The sequence below is a fragment of the Catenulispora pinisilvae genome (assembly GCF_015356865.1).
Classification (GTDB): Bacteria; Actinomycetota; Actinomycetes; order Streptomycetales; family Catenulisporaceae; genus Catenulispora; species Catenulispora pinisilvae.
The window spans coordinates 131,513-154,091 of sequence record NZ_JAAFZA010000002.1 but is presented as its reverse complement, the minus strand read 5'-3'; the positions used below and the strand labels follow the sequence as shown (position 1 = coordinate 154,091).

The following is a 22,579-nucleotide window of genomic DNA, read 5'->3' as shown; positions in this document are numbered from 1 at the left end:
ACTTGGTCGGGGGTGGGCTTGGTGGGCGCCAGCAGTCTTCTTCGATCCAGTGTGCGATGGCGTCGCCGTTGCGCGGCTGGTAGTAGGGGTCGTAGATCCGGTCGCCGATCTCGGCGACGAAGCCTGCGAGCTGTCGTTTGCCGCCGGCGACGGTCTTGCGCCAGAACGGCGAGGCCAAGATGACCGCGAGGTCGACGGCTTTGGGATAGACCGCGGCGAAGATGCGTGAGGCGCTGAACGTCTGGGTCTCGGTGTCTTCGGGGATCAGCTGGTAGCAGCGGGAGTCCCAGATCCCGCGCAGCAGCGTCGGCCCGAAGCGTTCCTCCCAGGTTGCTTCCCAGAGGTGGCCGCAGATCATGAAGCCGGTCTGGACCGCGTCGTAGGTGGCTGCCCAGCCGTGGCGTCGTAGTAGCCGCAGGTGGCGGTGTTGGGCGGTGACGATCTCCGGGAAGGTGTGGAGTTCCGGGCCGGGCCGGTTGAGGTCCGGGGGTCCGATCCAGTGCAGGTGGCGGGTGCAGACGTAGCGGTGGTGGGGCAGGATTCGGTAGATGGGCCCGCCGGGGTGGTGGGCGTCGCAGCGTGGGCAGCCGGTCTGGGGTGCGTGTCGGAACGCGGGCCAGTGCGGGCCCGGGTCCCGCAGCTCCGGCAGTGCGCCGGCCAGGTGGGCGGCGGGGCGTCCGGTGAGCGCGGCCAGGCGGTGGATGTCGACGCGGCGGCGGATCTCGGTGGGGTCGGGGACCGATGCCTGGCGCCAGATCTCGTCGTCGTCCAGGTCGTGCAGGCGCGCCAGCCGGGCCATCGTCATAGTGCGGCTGCCTTGCCCAGGGCCCGGGGGCGGGCTTTGGCCGGGGCGGAGGCGCGTTCGGCGGCGTAGTCGATCGGGACCAGGTCGAGCAGGTCCTCGGTGATCTTCTCGGTGCCGGTGTCGATGGCCAGGATCGCCGCGCCGCGGATGAGCTGGGACAGGCTGCCGATCATTCCGCCGCTGCGCCGGTAGAGGGATTCGGCCATCGTCTGGAGTGCGCCGGGGGTGTGGTCGCGCAGCCGCAGCGTGCTCTCCAAGGTGGCGATCAGGGCATGCCAGGCGTGGCGCTGGTCGGCGGTCCCGTAGGCGAACGGGGAGGCGGCAAGGACGGTGAAGCGTCCGGCGATCTGCCGGCCGCGGCCCCGTTGAACAGCCCGGCGGCCTCGACCTCGACGCCGGCGTAGATGAACGTGGCGGTCAGGCGTTCGGCGAAGTACTTCAGCGCGTCGGAGACCTTCGCGCCGGTGCGGGTGGCCAGCGAGATGTTGTGGATCTCGTCGACCAGCACCAGGTCCACTCCGATATAGGCGGCCACCGAGCAGACCGCGTCGGTGATGTTGGCGCGGGAGGGAAAGTCCAGGCCGAGGAAGCGGGCGAACTCCACCGCCAGCATTTTGGGGGCGGCCGCTGGCGGGACGGTGACGTAGATGACCGGCAGCCGGAAGGCGTTGCCGACGTGGCGGTTGCGGACCGCGATCTCGTGCGCCCGGCCCAGCTGCGTCAGCGCGGTGGTCTTCCCCGTGCCGGACATGCCGCTGATGATCGCGCCGCGGCGGGCGGAGATCTGCCGCCGGTTCAACTGGATCAGCAGCCGCCCGGTCGCGATCACCTTGGCGACGGTGGGGGTGTTCACCAGCGGCAGATCGGCGTGGTAGTCACGCCGGGCCTCATCATCGGCCGCCCGCGCTCTGGCCGGCAGCGCCGAGTGCTGCTCGGCGGGTAACAACACCGGCGGGATCGGGATGTGGCCGACGAAGGCGGCCCATCCTTCCGTCGTGGTCAGCGGGTTGTCCGGCGGGATGTCGTCGGCGAATCCCGGCGGGACGGACGGCCAGGTCGGTCGAGTGCGGGGCATAACCACTTTTCGGCCTCGGCATGGGCATCGAAGATCCCGAACGGGATCACGGTGGCGTCAGGGCGTTGCGAGTCGTCGTCCTCGTTCGGTTCGCTCTCCTTCGGGATCGCCACGATGGTCACGAACGCCTTGGTGCGGGGCGCGATGCGGTCGGTGCGCCGGTCGGCGGGGCCGGTCTCGGCGCGGGTGAGCAGGTTGTCCAGGACGCGGGCGACGTCGGTCTCGTTCGTGTCGTCCAGGCCCCGCGCGGCGGCCAGCTCGCGGGCGTGGCGCCAGGTGAAGTCGGCGAACGGCGCGGTGACCATCGCCTTGTGGGTCCAGGGCAGCGTGACCCAGCCGGTCTTGGTGCGCACGAAGACCTGCGATAAGTCGTAAGGGTCGTAATGGACAGGCCACAGGCCCTTCTTCGCGGCGATGCCCGAGTGCTGTCGGTGGTAGGGTCCCAGCGGGTCGTGGCCGTGCTCGCGGTGGTCGGTGTCGTAGGTGCGGTAGCCGATCCGGACGCCGTAGTCGTTGATCGCCCGCCAGGCCACCGGCAGCAGCTCCAGATAGTCCTGGCCAGACAGCGTCAGCGGCAGATATCCGCAGGCCGCGACCTGCGCGGCGTAGGCCTCGTTCGGCGACAGGGCCTTGGCCGGGAAGTACGGATCGCGAAGAGCATCGTGCGGGCGGGACTGCCATCCGGCGATCAGCCACTCGGCGAACAGATCCGAGGCCTCAGCCACCGTCCAGGCAGCCGCCGCCTCGACGCGAGCTCCGCGCCGGGAGGTGTTCGCCCCGGTGTAGCCGGGCAGGTGCTGGCACCACAGCGTGTTGATGGAGGCGATCGTGGAGCGCTGGTTCCGGTCCCTGCGCGCGGAGCTGACCGACCGGACTTTGATCTGGAACCTGGGGCATCTGATGCGGCTGCTTCGTGATTACGAGGCGTCCTACAACGGCCACCACCCTCACCGCTCCCTGGACCAGGCCGCGCCGACGCGTCCGTTGCCGGACAACGTGGTCGATCTCGCGGAGGTCCGGGTCCGGCGGCGTGATCGCGCCGGAGGGCTGCTCCACGAGTATCGGCAGGTCGCATAGGTTATCGGCACCCTCAGGTGGCAGGCACGGTGCCAGCGAGTCAGTCCGTGCCGTCGGTGCCGAACCTGAGTCGGCGGGCCACGACATCGGCAGCGACCTCCGCAACAGTTTGTCCGTGGTCGGCGGCGTATGCCTGCAACCGCAGCAACGCTGCGGGGATCGGCACTTCGAGCTGAACGCTGATCATCCCGGCGGCCTGGTTGACTGCGGCTCGGTCATAGATGACGTGCGCGTTTTCGGGCTGTGTCCCGTTGATCTGCTGGTTTATGGTGCTTCCCCGGCTCTCTGGTCTGATCGCTTCGCGGATGCTGCCGAAGCTGTGCCGGGGTCTGGGGTGGGCTCGATGGTGCTCCATGACTCTATGTCAGTCCAGGACCTCGGCGACGGCGGAGCGGACTGCGTTCTCCTCTACCAGGAGCTTGTTGGCCGCAAAGGTGGCAACCAGCGTTTGGAGTGCGAGGTTGTTGACCGGGCGGGGGAGCCGCGGGCGGTCAGGTGGATCAGGTTGGCCGCGTCGTCGGTGAAGAGGTTGCGGTTTTGGCGGTGGTCAGCCCGGTCGGCCCGGTCGGTGTTTCACCAGCCACGGCCGGTGAAGTAGTTGCGGGCCCGGTCGACCAGTCCTGGGCCGGGGGCCAGGAACCGGTTCGGCGATGTGGCGTCCGAAGACCAGGGACCGGCTGGCGCCTGCTTCCTGGCGGCGCGGACCTTGTCGCCGAGTCCGTTCAACTGCTCGGGGGTGCAGGCCGCCGCGAGCAGCGGGAAAAGGCGGTCCTCCTCGTCGCGGAAGTGCGCTGTGACGTCGATGAGGATCGTCTCCACCAGGCGGTCAAAGTCGGCGTGGTCGGCGTCCAGCATCTCCAGGGTCTTCAGGTGCTGCTCCAGGACGGTGTGGTCGACGATCTCCAAGTCGGCCAGTTCGTCGCCGTCCTGGACGTGCTCCCGGACTGCGGGGTAGAGGTCCCTCTCCTCGGCGACCGAGTGGCGCACGAGCTCGACGGTGAACTCATCGGCCGCCTTACGCCGCTGCGCGCTGCGCGCGGGAAGGCCGGTGATCACGTCGAACATGGCCTCGGCCCGTCGGTGATCGGCTGTGAGCTCCTCGATGATGTTGCCGCCATGCCCCATCGCCGGCTTCCTTCCCAGGCGCTGCCCGGCCTGCCGGCCGGCAGCTCTGCTGCATCATTCCCGGGGTGCCGGCCGGTCAACCTCAACCGTTCGGGCGGCAACCGGCCGGCACGCCGGGGACTCCGACCAGACGCGGGGTCGTCGGGACACTCCAAGCAGGGCCGGGGCCGGGGACGGTGCCGTTCAGGATGCGCCAGCATCAGCGCGACCGCCTGCTCGCGACGGCTGCTGGTGGCGGTGCCGCCTGTCATGGCGCCGCGACCGCCCTAGGCTCGGCAGGGGAACGAGGCGGCACGCTAGGAGGCGCGCGGCCATGGCGGTCAGATTCGCGGTGGATGTCGCCGAGACCGGCGGGCAGGCCGTGGTCGTCGTGTCTTGCGAGGTCGATCTGGCCGCCGACGACGAGCTGTGGGACGCCATGGACCCCGTGGTCATCGCGGGGCAGGCCGTCACGGTCGGCTGCTCGGGGTCACATTCCTCGACTCTACCGGGCTGAAGGTCGGGGCCCGGTTCCAGGCCCCCGGGTGCACGGCAGCCGGTTCCGGCTCGCAGAGCCTTCCGAGGCGGTGCTGCAGGTTTCTGGAACTCGCCGGTCTGGCCGACGTTTTCATCACCACCGAAGCCGCGTCGTCGATCCGACCCTAGGAGCGTGGGTCAGTAACGGCGACGGTATAGTTGGAGTGTGGGATGCAACGGGGTGGGCTATTCAACGAACACTTGGTCGATCTTCGAGCGGCCTTGAGCGTTCAGTACGCGGGCGGTCATGCCGCGGAACGCGGGCAGGTCGCCGGGTAGATGTCGGGGATCGTCTTCGTAGCCGAGGCGCCAGGTGTTGTCGGGGTGTTGTAGGTCCTGGAGCGTCAAGATCGTGTCGGTGATGTCGATGACGGTCCAGTCCTTTCGCCCGTACCACCGGGCAGTCGATGGTCGCGGCAACAGGGATGGTGATCTCGGAAACGCCCCGGGCAGGAGTCTCGTCGGAGTACGTGAGGATGGCCTCGGCGCTGGTCCCGTGGGCGGGCCGGACGTGAGCAGGAGGCTGATCGGATCTGCGGGGGGCGAACATGTCGACGCCGATGATTCTGACCTGGTCTCCGGCTGCCGGGACGACCCCGGCCACCCGGCACGCACGGCCGTCGATCAGTACGAACATGCCCGGCTCCACCCGCCGCGCCGGCATCTGGAAGATGTCGGAGCCCTGTCCGGGATCCTCCTAGGGCGCTATGTCGGACATCGGTGTCTCCCCAGGGGGCGTTGGTGGGCCCGGCTGCTGATCAGGCTGGTCGGCGGTTGGGTTCGGGTACTCCCCGAGGTCCAGCGAATCTCGCAACCACAGCCGGGTTCCTTCCTGACAGTCGACTATGACGCACGCAGCAATTCTGCAACCGCCCACCAGTGTCCAGCCAGTGAAGTCCTTGCCGCCCCCAGTCGCTGCCCAGTCGGCGGTGGCTTCCATGACGGGCCCGTTTGGTCCCGGCCGCGCTGGGGTCGCTCCGACGATGCGGACGGCGAGCACCCCCGCGATGCTGCATTCCCTGGACAATACGGGAAGGACCCGACGGCGTATGCCGAGATCAGGGCGATCCGTGACGCGTGCGCGTCGTCGAGGACTCCCGCCTTACCGGCGCGCTGCTCTGCTCCTCCAGCGAGCCCGCGCCCAATGTGCATGGGGCGGCCGTGATACAGGCGGGTCTGGGGGCCGTCGTCTATGGCGCCGACGCCGACGTCGCGCGCGGTCTTCAACGGATAGGAGATTTACGGCCCTGTTCGAGCGCCCCCGCGATACCTGGCGGATGTCCGTGCGGCAGCGACAGCATCACCTGGCAGAAGGGCCGCTGCGCAGGTGGACGCGGCGCCATCCCACCGAGAGCCCATGTGGCCGGCCGAGAATCGGTGTCGGCCCGGGTCGCCACGGGCCAGACGCCGGAAGGCATGACTGAGCAGTCCGGCGTCGGCATCGCCGACGACCTGCGAGGATCGCGGATGAATCCTGGATCATGCCTGCTCCACTGTGTTCCGCCTCTAGCGGCCGCGGAGGAGGCGGCCACTAGAGGCGGCGGTGACATGCCGTGTGGCGGGTCAGGCGTTGATCGCCTTCTTCTCACCGCTGGCGGTGATCTCGACCTTACGCGGCTTGGCCTTCTCGGCAACCGGGATGCACAGGGTCAGCACGCCGGCGTTGTAGTCAGCCATTACGTTTTCCGTGTCGAGGGTGTCTCCGAGGAACAGCTGGCGGGAGAACACGCCCAGCGGCCGTTCCGAGATCTCCACCTTGGCCTCGCCGATCGCGGTGGGACGGCGCTCGGCCCTGACGGTGAGCACGTTACGTTCGACGTCGACGTCGATGGCGTCCAGGGACACGCCGGGCAGGTCGAAACAGACCACGAACTCGTCCCCCTCACGCCAGGCGTCAAGGGGCATCGGGTTCGGGCGGGACCAGGTACCCGCGGCGGTGGTCCCGAGCAGCTGCTGGGCGATGCGGTCCAGGTCACGGATGGGGTCGGTGCGCATCAACATGGGGTCACCTCCAGGTGAGTGGTCGACCATCGGGGTCGACTCGCTGACGATCCCGGGGCTAGCATGTCACTGGAAAGACGACAACCGGCGGCGTCGCCGAGGGGATGACGTGATGGAACACGCACAGCGCAGCCCGTCAGCGGCACAGGTGACGGCCTTCGACACGGGCACCGCTTTAAGGAAGATCACACAGGCGATGCACGCCGTCCAGGCACCGCCGGACGTGCCCGCCCAGGCAGGGGCGGCGTTGAACGCCAACCAGGTGCTGGCCGCACTGACGCTGCTGCGCGAGCTGCGCACCGAGATAGCCGGCTGGGAGCCCGAACTCATCGAGGCCGCCCGCGCCCTGGGCACCAGCTGGGCCGATCTGGCCCCGGCCCTTGGCGTCGCCAGTCGCCAAGCAGCCGAGCGCCGCTACCTGCGCTTGCGGCCCTCGCCCGACGGCGGCGTCGGCACCGGTGATCAACGCGTGGCGGCCGAGCGGGACAAGCGGGCCGGGGACAAGGCGGTGGCGGTCTGGGCGCGGGACAACGCTGCCGGGCTGCGGCAGTTGGCCGGACAGATCGGCGCACTGACCGACCTGGATTCCGGCGCCACCGGCCTGTCCGCGCTGCACGACGCGCTGGGCCGCGATGACGTCGCGGACCTGCTGGCGCCGCTGGCCGACACCCGCGGGCTGCTACAGCCCGGCCATCCCGGTCTGGCCGAGCAAGTCGGGCAGCTGGGCGCCAGCATCGCCGAAGTGAGGGCGGCCTCCGACCGTAGCCGTCGCCCTTCCTCGTCGTGAACACCAGACAGATCACCGCTTTAACAGGAGGCTCCGTGATGGTGGTGCGTTTCGAGTCGTTCTTGGAGCAGGTTATCGACCGTGGCGAGTACCGCGACCGCCACGAGGCCGACCGGGCCGCCCGGGTGGTTTTGGCGCTGCTGGGCGCGCATCTGGTCGGCCAGGTGCGGGCCCGGCTGGCCGCGAGTCTTCCGGAGACGTACACGCTGATCCTGCTGAACCCGCTGCCGGCTGCCGAACCGCTGGACGCCGAACGGTTCGTGCGCGCCACCGCCGCCTGGATCGAAGGTGCCACGGAGGCCACGGCGCTGTGGGACATCGGCGCGGTGCTCTCGGTGGTCGCCGATATCGCCGGGCCCCGTCTGATGGAGCATGTGCTGATGCAGCTGCCGCCCGACTGGCCGCCGCTGTTCGGCCAGCCCGCACACACCGAGGACTGAACCGCAGGCCGGCCATCGTCGGCAGGCGGCCTGGCTGAGCCTGATCCCCACGCTGAACCCTGAGTTGAACCCTGAGAGGAGACCCCGCCGGTGGGAACCAGTGTCGAGACCCTTCAGTTCCAGGCCCAGACCCGTCAGTTGTTGCAGCTGGTGATTCATTCGATCTACTCGAACAAGGACATCTTCCTGCGCGAGCTGATCTCGAACGCCTCCGACGCCCTGGACAAGCTGCGCCTGGAGTCCCTCGTCGACTCCGCCCCCGATGTCGACGCCTCCGATCTGCGCATCGAGCTGGAGGTCGACAAGGTCGCGCGCACCTTGACCGTGCGGGACAACGGCATCGGCATGACCCGCGAGGAGGTGGTGGAGCTGATCGGCACGATCGCCAAGTCCGGTACCGCGAGCCTGCTGGAGAAGATCAAGGCCGCCAAGGACGCCGAGGCCGCCCAGAGCCTGATCGGGCAGTTCGGTGTCGGCTTCTACTCGGCATTCATGGTCGCCGACGAGGTGCGCTTGCGAACGCGTCGCGCCGGGACGGACGAGGGCACCCTGTGGGAGTCCGATGGCGAGGGGACGTACGACATCTCCACCGTCGATGACCTGCCGGTGGGCACCAGCGTCACGCTGCACCTGAAGGACGCCGACAGCGAGGACGGGCTCGCGGATTATCTGGCCGAGTGGAAGATCCGCCAGATCGTGAAGCAATACTCGGACTTCATCCGCTGGCCCATCCGCATGCCGGTCGAACGCGGCGCCGAAGACGGCGTGACCGTCACCGAGATGCAGACGCTGAACTCGATGAAGGCGCTGTGGGCCAAGGCCCGCAGCGAGGTGACCGAGTCCGAGTACCAGGAGTTCTATCAGCAGATCAGCCACGACTGGGCCGATCCGGCCGAGATCATCCACATGCGCTCGGAGGGCACGTTCGCCTACGACGCGCTGCTGTTCATCCCCTCCCAGGCTCCCTTCGACCTGTTCTCCCACCAGACCAAACGTGGCGTGCAGTTATACGTCAAGCGGGTGTTCATCATGGACGACTGCGAAGCGCTGATGCCGAACTACCTGCGCTTCGTCAAGGTACACACGCTTCCCGGCTAGGGCAGCTGCCGGGTCCAGGCCTGTCCGGAACTGGCGGACTCTCCGCTCGAACTGTGTTTCCGGCACGAACGCCTCTATGGCAGGCACGGCAGGCCGGGAGGAGCGGCCCTGCCGTCGCAGTGGGGCACCCGCTACGGACGCCGCGGGCTGGTCGTGCCGGTCAACTACGAGGACGAGCACGCCTTCGAGCTGTGGTGCGCGAGCGCGGCGGCGGTCCTGCGGCCCGCGCAGGTCAACCTCCGGGGTTGTATCCGCTGTTGCGGGCGGAGATCAAGTGGGGCATGTTCGCTTACACTCAGAGGCCGCACGGCCGCTGGGAGCTGGTCACCTTGCAGGGCCTGGCGAACTTCGCCCGCGAGCACGGCCTCCGGTCGCTGACGGACACGAGTCCCGAGGAAGAACAACTTCTGCGGAAGGTCGTCAGCCGCGAGGCAGTCCACATCCTGCGGGCGATCACCGGATGGCTGCACCCGCTCTACGTGACACCCTCCGAGACGCGTGAGCTCGGATATATCGTCACCGAGCACTTCGGACGCAAGCTCACCGGCCGCGCGGTCCGCATCGACCTCACCGGCATCTCCCAACGCTGGCTGCGCGACCTGATCTGGGACCACCTGGTTGCGATCCTGCGTTCTCCCGGATGCCCGCGCAGCGGAGGCACCTTCGACGACATGCGCCGAGCCGGCCTGGAGCTGAGTACCTTCCTGGAGATCCACGCTCCGGCCGGCGGCCACGATCCGCGGACGCTGACGGCCGAGCACATGCACCAGTTCGTCGCCGACCAGCGGCAGCGCGAGCGGGACGGCCTGATCTCGCTGGCTGCCAGAGGCGTCCGCGGCAAACCGTCGATCGTGACCGCCAACACCCGACAGCGCGTCTTCCACCGCACACGGCGACTACTGCGCGGGGCACTGGAGTCCGGCGAGGCCGAACGACTCGGGCTGGACCGGGCCTTCATCGCCGCCATGCCGGCCTCCGGCCGGATGGTCAGCCGCTCCCGGCAACCGTTCGCCGACGAGGTCGCCCACGCCCTCGCGGACGAGGCGAACCTGCGCAGGCTCGCGGCGTCCTACGACCCGTGCGACCGTGGCCTGCGCGACGCTTGGGAGACCATCATCGCTACTGGCCGCCGCTGCGGAGAGGTCCTCCACCTCCGCCTGGACTGCCTCGGCCGCTACGGCGGGCTCCCGATGCTCTGGCACGACCAAACCAAGGTCGGCAACTACGACCAGGCGCTACGGATCCCCGAGCGGATCCACCAGATCCTGGAAGCCCGCCAGCGCAAGACCCTGACCCTGTTCGAGGCCAGGAACAACCGGCCGCCCACCGCCGAGGAACGCGCCCAGATGGCGCTGTTCCCCACGAACATCCGCAACCGCGACGGCCGCCGGCCGCTGAGCTACAAGTGGTTCCACAAGGGCTTCAAGCTCTGGATCGACGAACTCGACATCGGCCGCTGGGTCCCGCACCAAGCGCGGCATTCTCTGGCGACCAGTCTGCTGCGGGCCGGCGCGAGCCTGACCCACGTCCGCCGCTACCTGGGCCACGTCTCCGAACGGATGGCCGAGCACTACATCCATCTCACCCAGTCCGACCTGGAGGACGTCCTCCAGCACGTCTGGGTCACCGGCCCGGGCTCGGCCAACCCCGGCGAGCACTGACCGAGCCGACGACTCCACTGACCCGCGAACAGGCACAGGCCCTGGCGATCGACTTGTCGCGGCGCAGCACCCCGGCCGAGGGCGGGTTCTGCACCTTCCAGCCCGTCGTCGACGGCGGCGCCTGCCCCTGGGACCTGAACTGCCACAGCTGCGACAAGTTCGTCCTGTCCGGGGCCGACCTGCTCTACTGGCGGCGCAAACGCGAACAGTGGCGGCTGCTCGCCGAAGGCGCCCCGGACGACGCCACCGCCGACTACCTGCACCGCTACTTCGAGCCCACCGCCCGGGCGATCGACGGTCTGGAGAAGGCCCTGGCGGGCCTCGGTCTGCTGGCCGACGCCCTGGCCCTGGACCTGCGCAAGCCCCAGGACTACTTCCACCGCATCTGGTCCACCGCGTTCCGTGCCGCAGACCTCGCCGATGCCGTCTGCGACGACGCCGAACCGTCCGAACAGGAGGAGTGCGCGGGATGACCGTTCCCTGCATCCCCGGCCCGCGCACCGCCGCTGCGCTGCAAGCCCGCAGACAGAGCACTGCCGACGTACTCGATCGGGTCCAGGCTGCGATCGCCAAGCTCAGACGAGAGAAGACACAGCTGTCAGTGGCGGCAGTTGCCCGCCGCGCGAACGTCTCACGCACCTTCATCTACAGCAACCCCGACGCCGGCGCCGCCGTCGCGGCGGCCATCACCGCCAGTGGGGAACGAACGATCGCCTTGCTGACGGCCGCCGACGACGAACGAGAGGCGACCTGGCGGGAGCGGGCGCTGAACGCCGAGGACGCCCTCAAAGCCGCCCACGCCGAGATCCTCGGTCAACGCGCTCGGATCGCGGAGCTCCTCGGTCAACGCGCTCGGATCGCGGAGCTCCTCGGCCAGATCCGCGACCTTCAAACCGAGTGGACCGAGGAGGCCATCGGCCGGATCACCACCGAGAACACCTCCCTCAAGCAGCGCGTCCGCCAGCTCACCGCCGACAACCGCACCTTGGACGAGCGACTAACGGCGGCCCGCTCCAATCTCCGATTCCACGACCGACGCGTCGCAGCCCTCGAAGCCCAAAACGCCGACCAGTCCGGTGTCGGCCCCAGCCGATAGCGTCTGGCGTGAAAGGGGGTTCCTCATGAGCGACACCGGTGCGACCGAGGTCCTCGGTCGGTGCTGGTTCACCTCTCAACTTCTGCGGTCGGGTGTCGAAGTTGCCCGGCCCGAGCGAGACATCGGTTTCGATCTTCTCGCCTACACCTCAAGCGCGAGTTGGATGCTGCCCATCCAACTGAAGACCGTCGGACTCAACGGCCTCACGGTCTTCCAGCAGTACGTCGGCGAGCCGGTCGCCCTGGCCTACGTCATCCTGGGCGATCAGGACGGTGGCAACGCCGGCCGGTCCGAAACCAACGCCTACCTGCTGACACCCGAAGACGCCTGGGCGCTGCCGACGGTGTTGGAGCTGAAGCACGACCCAGACGTCCACACCACCTACCGCTTCGCCAGCCTCACCCGCCCGCTCCTTGAGCAACTCGAAGCCCACCGCGTCGAGCCAGGAGGCTGGCAAGAGCGGCTGGGACAGCTCGCTCCACTACGCAGGCCCATCCAATCGATCGACTGACCACACATTCCGCAGCCGATGGCGGGCCCTTCGGGCCCGCCATCGGCTGCTTCCACATCGATTGCCCTGCACCGAAGAACCACCCCAACGGGCGATGCCGCCCGGCACCCATCGGGCGTCGCAGACATGTAGTCTATGAATCGTCGCAGTTCAGAGCTGGTATTCAAGCTCCTGCGGTCGGTAAAACCGACGACGATCCACTCGTCCAGCAGCTCCTGCAATTCGATCATCGACCAGACCGCCGTCTTCTCCGCGCCCCGGCCCCGGTTCTCCACGCTGTTGCCGACGTAGCCGGCGACGTGCTGGGCGAACAGGGTGTCGAGCCCGGAGAAACTTGTCTCCACTGAGCCCTTCTCCCACGGCGATCCCTCGTGCGAGGGCTGGAAGTTGATGCCCATCGCCCGGCAGGCGTTGCGGAAGGTCTGGGACATGTAGACCATGCCGTGATCGCAGACCACGGTCTCCGGGACGATCACCGGACGGGCGGCGGCGTGTTCCAGCCGCTCGTCGATCGCGGTGAGCCGCCGGTGCGGCAGAACCGACCGGGACATCCGCAGCGCCTCGGACCAGCCCGGCCGCATGGGTTCCGGAGTCAGCGACCGTGCCAGCAGCAGTGCCGCGTCCACGGACTTGGTGGACGGCCGCAGCACCGCCGCCGAGATGGTTCTCGTCGCCATGTCGATGAGCCAGGTCAGCTCGACGCGGTCGACCATGCCGTTGTCCAGCACGACCCGGACGTTCAACGGGGTGGAGTCGATCCGCATCCACTCCCCGGGCCGCAGCGCGACAACGGTTCCGAACGGGCCGTCGGGCTGTTTGGCCAGCGACCGCCGCGAGCGGGCGGATCCGAATGTGTGCTTGCCGGCCGAGACGCGCTGTACCAGCCGATAGAACGTCGCCCGCGACGGCATGACCACGGGGTCCTGGCCGTCGTCTTGGCCGGCGAGGATCTGCTCGACTCGGCGGCGCAGCCGGTCCACCGTGCCGGTCGAGGCCTGCGTCTGCTCCCGCACGGCCTGGCGGACCGCGTCCACGACCCGCTCGTCGACCCGCCCGGTCACTGACGGCGGCCGGGTCGTCCGGCCGTCGATCAACCCGAGCAGCCCGCCGGTCTCATAGCGGTAGCGCAAGCGCTGGAAGGTCCGCAGCGTGACCGTGCGGCCGAGTGTCTCCAACTCGGCGGCTTTCGCGGTCTCGCGCTGCCGCAGCGTCCTAATGAGTGGGTCGTACTCGGGTCTGGCGACCGCGCCGGGTCCGGCCTGCGGTGGCACTCCGGTCAGCACTTCGACGATGTGGTCCTCCCACCAGCGGGCCTGTTCGACGGTCTCGGCGGGCAGCCCCTCCAGCAGCTGTTGCGATGCCAGCGGCGCGACGGCGGCCCTGGTCGCCAGGGAGAATCCGGGGGCTGCGAACAGCTCGGTCAGCATCACGCTGGCCTCGGCACCGTCGGACGGGTCCAGGAGGCGGACTGCCGTTCCGGTCAGCCCGAGCACCGTGTGCTCGGTGCCGCCGAGCCGGATGCGGTCGCCGATCCGCAGTTCCGGCGGGCGTGAGACGCTCATCGGGCAGTGCGCCGCGCCACGAGAGCCGTCCCCGACAACGGCGCAGTCTCCAGATCGGTGGTCAGCGCCCCGGACCACAACAGGTGGAACAACGTCGGCAGCACGGCGATCCGGTCGCCGAGCCCCTGCACGGTCTCCAGGAGCGACGCCGGCCGGCGTGCTGAAGGCCCGCAGCAGTTCCGAGGCGATCGGCAGGTTCATGCAGCGCGGATGCCGGTAGCCGGCCAGCCACCGCACGTTCGCCGCCAGCACGGTAGCGACCTCCCCGACTCGCTCATACCGCCAGCCGACCGACTCGCACGCGGCCGCGGTCAGCGCGAATGTCTCGGCGTCCTTCGGGGAGATCCTGTTGTCGGGCCGGACATCGATCACCAGCCCGGTGCCGTCGGACAGCCGCGCGAACAGGTCCGGCGCGTGTCGGCGCGGCCGGTCCTCGTCCAGCCAGGTGAGCCAGAATGGCTGCGAGGAGAACGCGGTCACCTGGGAGGAGAAGTCCAGGAGCATGATCCGGTCGCGCTCCAGCCAGGACTCGAAGCCGATCAGTTCCCCCGATGTCGCAGCCCACCAGGTGCCCGGGAAGTTCCGCTGCCCCTGGAACGACGGGAAGCGCCGGACCGGTGCAACGTCCTCGAATCGCGTCCCCCACCCGGCTGCCAGCAACGCCCGGCACTCACGTGCACCGCTCCCGTTGCCTTCCAGATAGCAAAGACCGAACTCGAACGCCGACGATGGCTCGACGGCTACAGCCGAAGACGCGCTGCCCACAGCACCTTCCCCAAGACGGCCATCAGAATGCGAACACTGTAGCGATCTGCGACACGTCAGGTGAGACAATGGTCGAATACGTCATCCTCAGTGAGACTGCGTGCGATCCGCTGAGATAGGACACTTGTTGCCTGTAGTTCCGTTCGGTACAGCGTAACGGTGACGGTGAAGCGAACGGCTTTTCGACGGTCGATCTGCGCGAAAGTGAAGGCTACGGTTGATCGCTCAGATGCCTAGAACAGAGCGGCCAGGTTCTTGGCCGTCGTCCACAGGTCCGCGACCGGCCCGGCGGCGATCTCCGGGTCGGCTGCCGCGGCGGCCATGGCCGAAGGCCGGTCGCGGTAGGCGTTCACCCGGTCGCAGAACCGGACCCGGGCGGAGCCGCCGGTGCCCGCCGCCAGCGTGAACCACGGATCCGGGTGCGAGGCGTCCTCGATGCCCGTCGGCGTCACGGTGAACGAGATCGGCTCTCCGGTGGCTGGGCAGGACGTCGTCACCGGCGAGTCGCCGCCGAAGATGATGGGGAACATCACCGCGTCGGCCACGCACCACTGGCGGAACACCGTGCCGTCGAGCTCCGCGGTGTGCCGGGAGTTGTCGATCAGCGACAGGCCGGCGCCGACGATGTTGCCGCGGCCGTCCATCTCCAGGTCATAGTGGCGGTCCCGGAAGAACTGCACCATGCCGACGCCCTTGGCGCGTTCCTCGTCGGGCAGCATCGCGTCCGCCGTCTCGATGGGCAGCGGGCCGTGCTCCTTGAGGTGCCTGACGATCTTCGCGCCTTCGCGGATGAGCTCGACGCCTTCCGGCGCGTTCCACTTCGCGAACAGCTCTTCGGTGATGTCGGCCATCTTCTGGCTGTTGACGTCGGTCATGTATCTCATCCTCAGTCGGCTGGGCTGTTTTCGCAGCTCGGGGGTGCGAGAAGGCGGTCCCGCGCGTCATCCCGGCACGACCTGGGGACTCACAACTTCACAGCCTCGGGCAGGTCGGCAGCGGTCGGTGCGGCCGGTCTGCCGCCGCCGGCAGCGGAGCGTTCCCTCTGACGGCGGGTCAAGGCGGCAGGTCAGCGCCAGGGCTCCTTGGAACGGCGGGTCGGATTCGGGGTTAAACGCCTGGCTCAACCAGGTTCTGAAACCCAACGGCAGAGCATTGACCAAGCTCTGAGGTTAAACGGAAAGCTGAGGCTGGCCTCGCCACATCAGGGCTGGCCTGTTGCCTCGGCCAAGCCGGTGCTTCGTTGTTCGGCGCGTTGGGTCAGCTGGTGGTGCCGACTTGTTCGCCCTCGACTTGGGCGTTCCACTCGCGTTTGCTGGATTGCCAGCTGTCCTCGTTGTGGCCGAGGCGCCAGTAGCCTGAGATCGAGGCCTGATTGCGCGGGATCGAATGCTCGATCAGTAGGAGACGTCGCAGTTCCTTTACGAGGCTGGCCTCGCCGTGGATGAACGCGCGGACGTCGCCGCCCGGGAAGTCGAGCGTTGACACTGCCGCGACGAGGGCTTTGCCGACCGGTGCGGTGCCGCGGTGGATCCACGTGATCGTGGCGTCGGCGGCCGTTTCCAGTTGCTGCTCCTCTTCGGGGCCGCTGACCTCGATGAAGGCGTGGGCCCGTACACCTTCCGGGATCCGCTCCAGGGATGCCGCGATCGCTGGTAGGGCGCTTTCGTCTCCGGCGAGTAGGTGCCAGTCGGCGTCCCGGTCGGGGGCATAGCCGCCGCCGGGACCGCTGAACAGGAGTGTGTCGCCCAGCTTCGCGTTCGCGGCCCAGGGTCCGGCGATGCCTTCTGTGCCGTGGTAGACGAAGTCGACGGTCAGTTCCAGCTTCTCTGGTTCCCAGCGGCGGACTGTATAGGTGCGGGTGACCGGCCATTGCTCGCGCGGTAGTTCTTCCCGGTTGCGCTGGATGTCGTAGGGCTCGGGGTATGCGATCCCTTCGCGCGGAAAGTGGATCTTGATGTAGTGGTCGGTGTACTGGCCGACGGGCAAGCCTTCCAGTCCCGGGCCGCCGAGGACGACGCGGATCATGTGTGGCGTGATGCGCTCAGCCCAGATGACCTGTGCCGACCGGGGCGGGGTGTTGCGGCGTCCGCCGCGTTCAGGACGTTGCGTCATGGGTGTCCTCGGATCCTTCAGCGGGGCGGTGCAAACGGTGGTGGTGCGGCGGGAGCCTGTGTCAAGGGTTTGTCTTACGTGTGGTGCGGGTCCTCATCTGGATGGCGACGATGAGAACGGCCGCGACGCAGATCCCGATCGCCACGGCGAAGGACGCCCTGTAGCCGGTGACCAGCGAGCCGCCGTGGGCGTTGGTCTGGGCGGCGGCGATGGTGGCGAGCGCGGCAAGACCGATGGCCTGGCCGACTTGCTGCGCGGTGACGAACAAGCCGCCGGCCAGTCCGCGTTCACTGGGTCCGACACCGGAGGTGACGGCGACTGAGGCGGTGGGGAAAGCCAGCCCCATCCCGAAGGAGGTGATCATGATCCCGCCCAGGATGTTCACCTGGTAGGAGCCGGTGTTGCTGATCGTGTGCAGCCACACCTGCCCGAGCCCGCCGACGATCAGACCCGTCAGCAGCACCTTACGCACGCCGAAGCGGGGCAGGACCCGGCGCGTGATCTGGGTCGCAGTGAGCATCACGGTGCCCGTGGCGGGAACGAACGCCAGCCCAGCCCGCAGCGGGCTGAACCGCAGAACCTCTTGCATGTAGAGAGAGGTGAAGTAGATGTAGGCGACAAGGACCGCCCCGAACAACAGCATCGCGACAAGCGCCGCCCGGCGCGCCGGATCGGCAAGCACCGGCAGCGGCACCATGGGAGCCGCGCTACGCCTCTGGACCACGACAAACGCCACCCCCAGCAACACAGCCAGCCCCAGCGCGGCCAAAGCGGCCGGGTCGGAGAACCCACGCTGCTGGCCCTGGCTGAGTCCGAAGATCAGGGCGGCGATCGACGCCGTGGCCAGGAGCGCGCCGGCGAAGTCCAGCCGGGCGCCGGTGTGCCGGGTCCGGGCGGGGATCACGCGCCGGATAGCAAGGACCAACAGCACGATGATGGGCGGGTTGACCAGGAACACCGCCCGCCAGCCGATGAACTCGGTGCAGATGCCGCCCAGCACGATCCCCGCACTGGCCCCAGCGGCGGTCGCCCCTTGGAAGATCCCCAGCGCCCTGGTACGGGCCGGGCCCTCGGCGAACAGATCGGTGATCAGGGCCAGTGCCTGCGGTGCGACGAACGCCGCAGACGCGCCCTGGGCGAACCGGGACACGATCAGGGCCAGCGACGTCGGGGCGAGCCCGGCGACCAGCGAGGCGACACCGAAGACGACAAGGCCGGCCAGCATCACCCGGCGATGGCCGACGCGGTCGCCGACCCGGCCGCCGAACAGCAACAGGGAGCCGAAGGTGAGTGCGTACCCGGTGACGATCCATTGCAGGTCCGCCGAGGAGACGTGCATCTGGGCCTTGATGGTGGGCAGCGCGATGTTGACGATGCTGAAGTCCAGTTGCAGCACGAATTGCGCGGTGACCACCAGCGCCAGCGCGAGGCCGAGCCGCAGGACCGGCGACGTGCCGGTGTCGCTCGGCGATGCGGGCATCGCGGCGGCCACGTTGTCGTCAGGCGGGGCGGCGGTGTCGTTGTTCATGGGGCTCTCCTGGGGCGACGGGGCGGGGGCGGCCACGTCTATCGATTCGTTCTCCGACAGGCGATTCGCCCTCGGGCAGTTCGGTCACAGTCCATCGTGACCGCACACCGGCCTGGCGGCTTCTGAAAAACTGTCCGGTTCTGTCGAAAAACAGCCCCATGCTGGTCAAGCCGTCAGCGAAGGTGCAATCAGGCACACCCCGCGCCCCTGATCAGTCGAGGAGGCCCGGGACGACAGTTGATGCAATCGCTTAGATAAGGCTTGGGGGAGGGCGCCACCTACGGACGGGCGGCGCGTGTCTCTGCCGGGTGCCTAGTGCGCGTTGTGCCCGCGTTGGTACGCGGCCGGGGTCTGCCCGATGAGCCGGGTGAAGGTCGTGATGAAGGCGCTCGGGGTGGCCCAGCCGAAACGAACAGCGACCTCCGTGACCGACGACTCATCCTCCAAAAGCGCGATGGACGCATGAAAGACCCGCACCAGGTTTCGCCACTGCGGATACGTCGCCCCGAACTCGGTACGGAACAACCTGCTCAGGGAACGCTCGCTCACATGCACCGCCGCCGCGAGCCTCGACAGCGGAATGTTCTCTCCGAGATCCGCCTCGACCAACGCACAGGCCCGCACCAAACGCTCATCGTGCGGATTCGGCAGACGGATGCCGGCTGGAGGGGCGAAACCGACGAGCCCTACCAGCAATGCCCTCGCCTCACCTGCCAGCACCTCAGGAATCCGCCCGTCTGTGAGATCGATCAACAGCGCGCGCAGGAGCCCGTTCACTGCGAAGACGATCGGAGCGTCGGAATCGAGCTCGAAATGAGGTGAACCGGTCAGCTCAAGAGCGTGTACCCGGCTGTTGCCGAACACCCGATGCTGATGCCACATGCCGGCAGGCGTGAGCACCGCGCGATCCGGCGTCGCCGACCACACACCGGCGCTGGTCGTGACTGCGAGAAGGCCCGAACTCACATAGACAATCTGATCATCGCCGTGGACGTGAGCTGCAATGACGCTTCCGCCCCTGTGCTCCACCGTATCCGTCGCGCCGCTTGGTCGGAGACTGATCTCGTTCATCAACGTCAGGATAGGCGCGCTCCGCAACGCCGGAAAACGATGACGACACCGAACCAGGTCCGTCCAGGATGCCGCCGGGGATCAGCGACCGGGCTTCGAGGACGGCAATGGAGCCGCCGACCGGCGGAGCCAGGTCGCCATCTGATGGAAGTTCAGTAGGCCAGGCAGGCCGATGGATGTAGCGAAATGGTCAAAGACGGGCACGGCGCCTACGCGATCCGAAGTCGCGGTCTCTCACCTTCAGGCTGCTGCTCCTGCGGCACATACTCGCGCATCGCTCCGTCGGCTGCGGGAAGCCACAGGTCAATCTCGCGCCGCTGACCGTGGGTGGCCCGCCCGGTGGCCCTGATGGTGACCCGGCGCCGGGTGAGGTTGCCGCTGCCATCACCAAGTCCCTCCCACCGCGGAGATCGGACGCTAAGGGCGAGGTGGGCTGCCTCCCATGGGCTGGTGGCGACCAGCACGCAGCCGCGTTGTCGATCGGTTGGCCGGACACGGTTCGCCAGGCGCCGCAGCTGGGTGGCGTTCGGCCGGCGCGGCGCGTGCAGCAGCACAAGGTCGACGGCACCGGCTAGCACCGCGACCGCATTGGGCCACCGCTCACCGGGCTCGTCGAGCATCAGCACCTTCGACAAGTCGGCGCCGAGCTGAGATACGGCGGCGATCGAAAAGTTCGGATAGCCGACGACGCCGGCCCACGCGCCACCTGCTGTGGCCCCGGCGAGAAGTGCGTGTGCTGCGTAGGAAATGGCGCCGTCGCCTGCGGCTGTGTCCCCAGTCCGGGGCGGCATGGAAACGATGGTGCCGCGGGGCGAGGCTGCCGCCCGGAACAAGTGGGCGCAGGAGCCGGTGCAGCGGGATGTCGCCGCGGTCGGCGGGTCCACGGTGCCGGGCTTCCGGGGCGGTGCCGGTTTCTATGAGCTGGCGGCGAAGACCGGCAAGCGCCGCGGCGCGGTCCGGATCTGGCAGCGGGGCGGCCATCGTGGCAGATCAGGTGGTGGACGGATACACGATGATCCTGGCTGACTGCGGGCGGATTTCGTGGCGAAGCCCGGCCTGGTCGAGCGTTGCACTGAAGCTCTGCTGCGGGCCCCATTTTTGGAGGCCTTCGCCGCAGGCCGTGACTGTGCCGGTCTGTCGGTCGATGGTGATGGTGACGCCGAGAGGCGGCTTGTGCTCGGCTTCAAGCCGGGCGATCTCGTGGGCGATGGCGTCAGCGATCGGTTGGAGGAGTTCGGTGGTCACCGATCGAATCTATTCGAACAAATTTGCTACAGCAATGGAGGGGCTGCTTCTTCACCGGTTCGGGTGACGACTGTGACTCCCTGCCACGGTAAGCAACTCCAGGTGCCGGGCTGGCGCAGTGATTGTTCTGGGCCGGATTGGGCTGTTCCTAGTAGGTGATCGGCCTTCTTCCGTGCGGGGTTTGCTTGGCCAGGTTGCTGTCGGTCTGCTGGAACTGGGCGGCGCTGCTGCGGGCCATGCTCGATAGCTGCGCGGAGTAGGTGTTCATGATCGTGGCGGCGTTCGCCCAGGAGCCGGTGAAGCCGTCGAGGGCGTCGAGAAGGTCGGTGTCACCGGCGAGCCAGTCGATGTTCCCGATCTGGTTGTTGGCTCCGTCGCTGGCTGGCGGCGGGGGCGTGGGCCGGCTGTCCGCGGCGCACGAGGCGGTGGCCGCGCACCACGGAAACAACTACCTGCCGCTGTGCGAGCAGTACTACAAGTCGCACCGGCCGACGCTGTTCACGCTGGTGGACGTGATCGAGCTGGAGGCGACCTCGGCGGAGCGGGCAGTGCTAGACGCGCTGGAGTTCGTGCGGGCGGTCCGGGACGCCGGACGCATCGCGGAGTGGATCGAGGAGAGCATCCTGGTCGAGCGGGACGGCAGGCAGGTCGTGCTGACCGTCGACATCGACGCGTTCGCCGGGCCCTTGTGGAAGCGCACACTGCGTGACCGGCGCCGGCCCGGGATGCTGGCTCGGCGCCACCTGGAGGTGTGCGTGTTCTCCCATCCGGCCGCCGAGCTGCGCAGCGGCGACATCGCGGTGGTCGGCTCGGACTCCTACGCCAACCTGCACACCCAGGTGATGACCTGGGAGGAGTGCGAGCCTCACGTCGGGAAGTTCTGCGAGCAGGCGGGCCTGCCCGCCGATCCGAAGGCCCTGATAGCTCACTACCGGGCGCTGTTGACGAAGACCGCGGCCGATGTCGACAAGGGGTACCCGGCCAACACCGACCTGCGCCTGGAGGACGGCAAACCGGTGCTGGCCCGGCGTAAGGGCGCCGAGCGGCGGCCCTCGGCCCTGGTGTTGGAGGCGGCGATCCTGGACCGGCTGCCGGAGCGGCACCTGCTGGACATCCTGGCCCGCACCGCCCACCTCACGGGGTGGCCCCGGCATCTGGGCCCGGCCTCGGGGTCGGACCCGAAGATCCGCGACAGCCTGGGCCGGTACGTGGTCACGGCCTTCGCCTACGGCGGCAACCTGAGGCCGACCGATCTCCCACTTCATCCCGTGCGGGGTGTGGGAGGCGGTGTACCTGCTGGACTCGCTGCTGTCCAACATCTCCGACGTGAAGCCCGAGACGATCCACGCCGACACCCAGGGGGCGTCGCTGCCGGTTTTCGGGTGCGCCGCGCTCCTGGGCTTCGATCTTCTTCCGAGGATCAGCAACTGGCACGACCTGAACTTCTACCGGCCCGACGCCAGGACCCGGTACCAGCACATCGACGCGCTGTTCGCCGACAACGTGATCGATCGGGGCCTGCTGGAGAAGCACTGGACCGATCTGCTGCGCACCGGGATCTCCATCCGGGAGGGCCGGCTGTCCTCGGTGACGCTGCTGCGCCGGCTGGGGAACCATTCCCGGCGCAACCGGATCTACAAGGCGCTGCGCGAGCTTGGCCGGGTGATCCGCACCATCACGCTGCTGCGGTACCTGTCCGAGCCGACGCTGCGCGATCAGATCACGATGGTCACCAACCGGACCGAGAACTTCCACAAGTTCGCCGCCCACCTGATGATCGGCGGCCAGCTGATCAGCCATAACGACCCCGACTACCAGGAGCGGGTGGTGAAGTTCAACGAGCTGATGTCGAACTGCGCCATATATTCCACCGCCTTGGACATCACCGATGCCGCGAACGGCCTCGCCGCCGAGGGACACCCGGTGGACCTGGACGACCTGGCCACGATCAGCCCGTACATCACCCGCACCATACGCCGGTTCGGCGACTGGATCGTGGACCTCGCCCCGCCGGCCGACGCCCTGGCGACGAGGCTGGACCTGGAGCCTCGGGTGCTGTTCGCAACGTCCCGCGCCTGAGCCGACGGGCGTACTGCGCACAGGT

At 68.3% G+C, this 22,579-nt stretch carries 22 protein-coding genes and 3 pseudogenes; 9 read left to right on the top strand and 16 right to left on the bottom strand.

What is annotated here, in order from left to right; translation table 11 throughout:
- The 3 genes and pseudogenes from IZR01_RS01400 to IZR01_RS01390 form a co-directional block, all read right to left on the bottom strand.
- Nucleotides 1-805, bottom strand: a pseudogene (locus IZR01_RS01400) (TniQ family protein); the annotation flags it as partial.
- Nucleotides 802-1,880: pseudogene (locus IZR01_RS01395) on the bottom strand (TniB family NTP-binding protein). The pseudogenes IZR01_RS01400 and IZR01_RS01395, both read right to left, overlap by 4 nt.
- Entirely contained in the window at nt 1,805-2,605 is an 801-nt protein-coding gene (locus tag IZR01_RS01390; protein ID WP_194922570.1) for a hypothetical protein, read from the bottom strand. Before IZR01_RS01390 ends, IZR01_RS01395 begins: the two are co-directional and overlap by 76 nt.
- 91 nt (nt 2,606-2,696) lie before the next feature.
- Here IZR01_RS01390 and IZR01_RS01385 point away from each other — a divergent pair, with 91 nt between their 5' ends.
- Complete coding sequence (locus IZR01_RS01385; protein WP_194922569.1) at nt 2,697-2,957, top strand: integrase core domain-containing protein; 261 nt, start codon at nt 2,697-2,699, stop codon at nt 2,955-2,957.
- Nucleotides 2,958-2,997: 40 nt separating this feature from the next.
- On the opposite strand, the gene IZR01_RS01380 is transcribed toward IZR01_RS01385, so the two are convergent.
- Entirely contained in the window at nt 2,998-3,312 is a 315-nt protein-coding gene (locus IZR01_RS01380) for an ANTAR domain-containing protein (RefSeq protein WP_194922568.1), read from the bottom strand.
- 218 nt (nt 3,313-3,530) lie between these two features.
- Complete coding sequence (locus tag IZR01_RS01375; protein WP_194922567.1) at nt 3,531-4,082, bottom strand: hemerythrin domain-containing protein; 552 nt, start codon at nt 4,080-4,082, stop codon at nt 3,531-3,533.
- Nucleotides 4,083-4,395: 313 nt separating this feature from the next.
- Here IZR01_RS01375 and IZR01_RS01370 point away from each other — a divergent pair, with 313 nt between their 5' ends.
- The gene (locus IZR01_RS01370; RefSeq protein WP_194922566.1) at nt 4,396-4,578 is read left to right on the top strand and encodes a hypothetical protein; all 183 of its coding nucleotides are present in this window, start codon (nt 4,396-4,398) and stop codon (nt 4,576-4,578) included.
- A gap of 206 nt (nt 4,579-4,784) precedes the next feature.
- Here the strand turns inward: IZR01_RS01370 and IZR01_RS01365 are convergent, their stop codons facing one another.
- Nucleotides 4,785-5,018 carry a hypothetical protein gene (locus IZR01_RS01365; RefSeq protein WP_194922565.1) on the bottom strand — a complete coding sequence of 78 codons (234 nt, stop codon included), beginning with the start codon at nt 5,016-5,018 and terminating at the stop codon, nt 4,785-4,787.
- Between the two features lie 1,143 nt (nt 5,019-6,161).
- Nucleotides 6,162-6,599 (bottom strand): Hsp20/alpha crystallin family protein, encoded by a 438-nt coding sequence (locus IZR01_RS01360; protein ID WP_194922564.1) that lies wholly within the window; start codon nt 6,597-6,599, stop codon nt 6,162-6,164.
- Nucleotides 6,600-6,711: 112 nt separating this feature from the next.
- On the opposite strand from IZR01_RS01360, the gene IZR01_RS01355 reads away from it, so the two are divergent.
- The 6 genes and pseudogenes from IZR01_RS01355 (at nt 6,712) to IZR01_RS01335 (ending at nt 11,681) form a co-directional block, all read left to right on the top strand.
- Complete coding sequence (locus IZR01_RS01355; RefSeq protein ID WP_194922563.1) at nt 6,712-7,386, top strand: HSP18 transcriptional regulator; 675 nt, start codon at nt 6,712-6,714, stop codon at nt 7,384-7,386.
- 38 nt (nt 7,387-7,424) lie between these two features.
- Complete coding sequence (locus IZR01_RS01350; RefSeq protein ID WP_194922562.1) at nt 7,425-7,826, top strand: DUF2267 domain-containing protein; 402 nt, start codon at nt 7,425-7,427, stop codon at nt 7,824-7,826.
- A 90-nt stretch (nt 7,827-7,916) separates the two neighbouring features.
- Nucleotides 7,917-8,903 (top strand): annotated as a pseudogene (gene htpG, locus IZR01_RS01345) (molecular chaperone HtpG); the annotation flags it as partial.
- 302 nt (nt 8,904-9,205) lie between these two features.
- The gene (locus IZR01_RS49880; protein WP_228558764.1) at nt 9,206-10,585 is read left to right on the top strand and encodes a tyrosine-type recombinase/integrase; all 1,380 of its coding nucleotides are present in this window, start codon (nt 9,206-9,208) and stop codon (nt 10,583-10,585) included.
- Nucleotides 10,586-10,638: 53 nt separating this feature from the next.
- On the top strand, nt 10,639-11,058 hold the full coding sequence (locus IZR01_RS49875; RefSeq protein WP_228558763.1) for a hypothetical protein: 420 nt from the start codon (nt 10,639-10,641) through the stop codon (nt 11,056-11,058).
- A complete protein-coding gene (locus tag IZR01_RS01335; protein WP_194922561.1) occupies nt 11,055-11,681 on the top strand; it encodes a hypothetical protein in 627 nt (208 codons plus the stop codon). The genes IZR01_RS49875 and IZR01_RS01335 overlap by 4 nt, the downstream gene beginning before the upstream one ends.
- Nucleotides 11,682-12,062: 381 nt before the next feature.
- Here the strand turns inward: IZR01_RS01335 and IZR01_RS52915 are convergent, their stop codons facing one another.
- The 9 genes from IZR01_RS52915 to IZR01_RS01285 all read right to left on the bottom strand — a co-directional run bounded on the left by IZR01_RS52915 (nt 12,063) and on the right by IZR01_RS01285 (nt 21,271).
- On the bottom strand, nt 12,063-14,519 hold the full coding sequence (locus tag IZR01_RS52915; protein WP_323746868.1) for a TnsA-like heteromeric transposase endonuclease subunit: 2,457 nt from the start codon (nt 14,517-14,519) through the stop codon (nt 12,063-12,065).
- A 233-nt stretch (nt 14,520-14,752) separates the two neighbouring features.
- Nucleotides 14,753-15,394, bottom strand: a complete 642-nt coding sequence (gene merB / locus IZR01_RS01320) for an organomercurial lyase (RefSeq protein WP_194922559.1) — start codon at nt 15,392-15,394, stop codon at nt 14,753-14,755.
- Between the two features lie 382 nt (nt 15,395-15,776).
- Nucleotides 15,777-16,631 (bottom strand): siderophore-interacting protein, encoded by an 855-nt coding sequence (locus tag IZR01_RS01315; protein ID WP_194922558.1) that lies wholly within the window; start codon nt 16,629-16,631, stop codon nt 15,777-15,779.
- 61 nt (nt 16,632-16,692) lie between these two features.
- Nucleotides 16,693-18,159, bottom strand: a complete 1,467-nt coding sequence (locus tag IZR01_RS01310) for an MFS transporter (RefSeq protein ID WP_194922557.1) — start codon at nt 18,157-18,159, stop codon at nt 16,693-16,695.
- 312 nt (nt 18,160-18,471) lie between these two features.
- Nucleotides 18,472-19,230: an AraC family transcriptional regulator gene (locus tag IZR01_RS01305; RefSeq protein ID WP_194922556.1), complete on the bottom strand. Its 759-nt coding sequence runs from the start codon at nt 19,228-19,230 to the stop codon at nt 18,472-18,474.
- Nucleotides 19,231-19,439: 209 nt separating this feature from the next.
- Nucleotides 19,440-20,021, bottom strand: a complete 582-nt coding sequence (imuA', locus tag IZR01_RS01300; protein ID WP_194922555.1) for a DnaE2-dependent mutagenesis accessory factor ImuA' — start codon at nt 20,019-20,021, stop codon at nt 19,440-19,442.
- Nucleotides 20,022-20,220: 199 nt separating this feature from the next.
- Nucleotides 20,221-20,475 (bottom strand): hypothetical protein, encoded by a 255-nt coding sequence (locus tag IZR01_RS01295; RefSeq protein ID WP_194922554.1) that lies wholly within the window; start codon nt 20,473-20,475, stop codon nt 20,221-20,223.
- A 148-nt stretch (nt 20,476-20,623) separates the two neighbouring features.
- On the bottom strand, nt 20,624-20,923 hold the full coding sequence (locus IZR01_RS01290; RefSeq protein ID WP_194922553.1) for a hypothetical protein: 300 nt from the start codon (nt 20,921-20,923) through the stop codon (nt 20,624-20,626).
- Nucleotides 20,924-20,947: 24 nt separating this feature from the next.
- On the bottom strand, nt 20,948-21,271 hold the full coding sequence (locus IZR01_RS01285) for a hypothetical protein (RefSeq protein WP_194922552.1): 324 nt from the start codon (nt 21,269-21,271) through the stop codon (nt 20,948-20,950).
- Between the two features lie 479 nt (nt 21,272-21,750).
- Here IZR01_RS01285 and IZR01_RS01280 point away from each other — a divergent pair, with 479 nt between their 5' ends.
- Complete coding sequence (locus tag IZR01_RS01280; protein WP_194922551.1) at nt 21,751-22,554, top strand: Tn3 family transposase; 804 nt, start codon at nt 21,751-21,753, stop codon at nt 22,552-22,554.
- Nucleotides 22,555-22,579 lie beyond the last annotated feature (25 nt).

Coding starts and splice junctions, on each gene's coding strand:
- IZR01_RS01385 (WP_194922569.1), top strand. CDS start 2,697: ATGGAGGCGATCGTGGAGCGCTGGTTCCGGTCCCTGCGCGCGGAGCTG.
- IZR01_RS01380 (WP_194922568.1), bottom strand. CDS start 3,312: ATGGAGCACCATCGAGCCCACCCCAGACCCCGGCACAGCTTCGGCAGC.
- IZR01_RS01375 (WP_194922567.1), bottom strand. CDS start 4,082: ATGGGGCATGGCGGCAACATCATCGAGGAGCTCACAGCCGATCACCGA.
- IZR01_RS01370 (WP_194922566.1), top strand. CDS start 4,396: ATGGCGGTCAGATTCGCGGTGGATGTCGCCGAGACCGGCGGGCAGGCC.
- IZR01_RS01360 (WP_194922564.1), bottom strand. CDS start 6,599: ATGTTGATGCGCACCGACCCCATCCGTGACCTGGACCGCATCGCCCAG.
- IZR01_RS01355 (WP_194922563.1), top strand. CDS start 6,712: ATGGAACACGCACAGCGCAGCCCGTCAGCGGCACAGGTGACGGCCTTC.
- IZR01_RS01350 (WP_194922562.1), top strand. CDS start 7,425: ATGGTGGTGCGTTTCGAGTCGTTCTTGGAGCAGGTTATCGACCGTGGC.
- IZR01_RS49880 (WP_228558764.1), top strand. CDS start 9,206: ATGTTCGCTTACACTCAGAGGCCGCACGGCCGCTGGGAGCTGGTCACC.
- IZR01_RS01335 (WP_194922561.1), top strand. CDS start 11,055: ATGACCGTTCCCTGCATCCCCGGCCCGCGCACCGCCGCTGCGCTGCAA.
- merB (WP_194922559.1), bottom strand. CDS start 15,394: ATGACCGACGTCAACAGCCAGAAGATGGCCGACATCACCGAAGAGCTG.
- IZR01_RS01315 (WP_194922558.1), bottom strand. CDS start 16,631: ATGACGCAACGTCCTGAACGCGGCGGACGCCGCAACACCCCGCCCCGG.
- IZR01_RS01310 (WP_194922557.1), bottom strand. CDS start 18,159: ATGAACAACGACACCGCCGCCCCGCCTGACGACAACGTGGCCGCCGCG.
- IZR01_RS01305 (WP_194922556.1), bottom strand. CDS start 19,230: ATGAACGAGATCAGTCTCCGACCAAGCGGCGCGACGGATACGGTGGAG.
- imuA' (WP_194922555.1), bottom strand. CDS start 20,021: ATGCCGCCCCGGACTGGGGACACAGCCGCAGGCGACGGCGCCATTTCC.
- IZR01_RS01285 (WP_194922552.1), bottom strand. CDS start 21,271: ATGTCGCCGCTGCGCAGCTCGGCGGCCGGATGGGAGAACACGCACACC.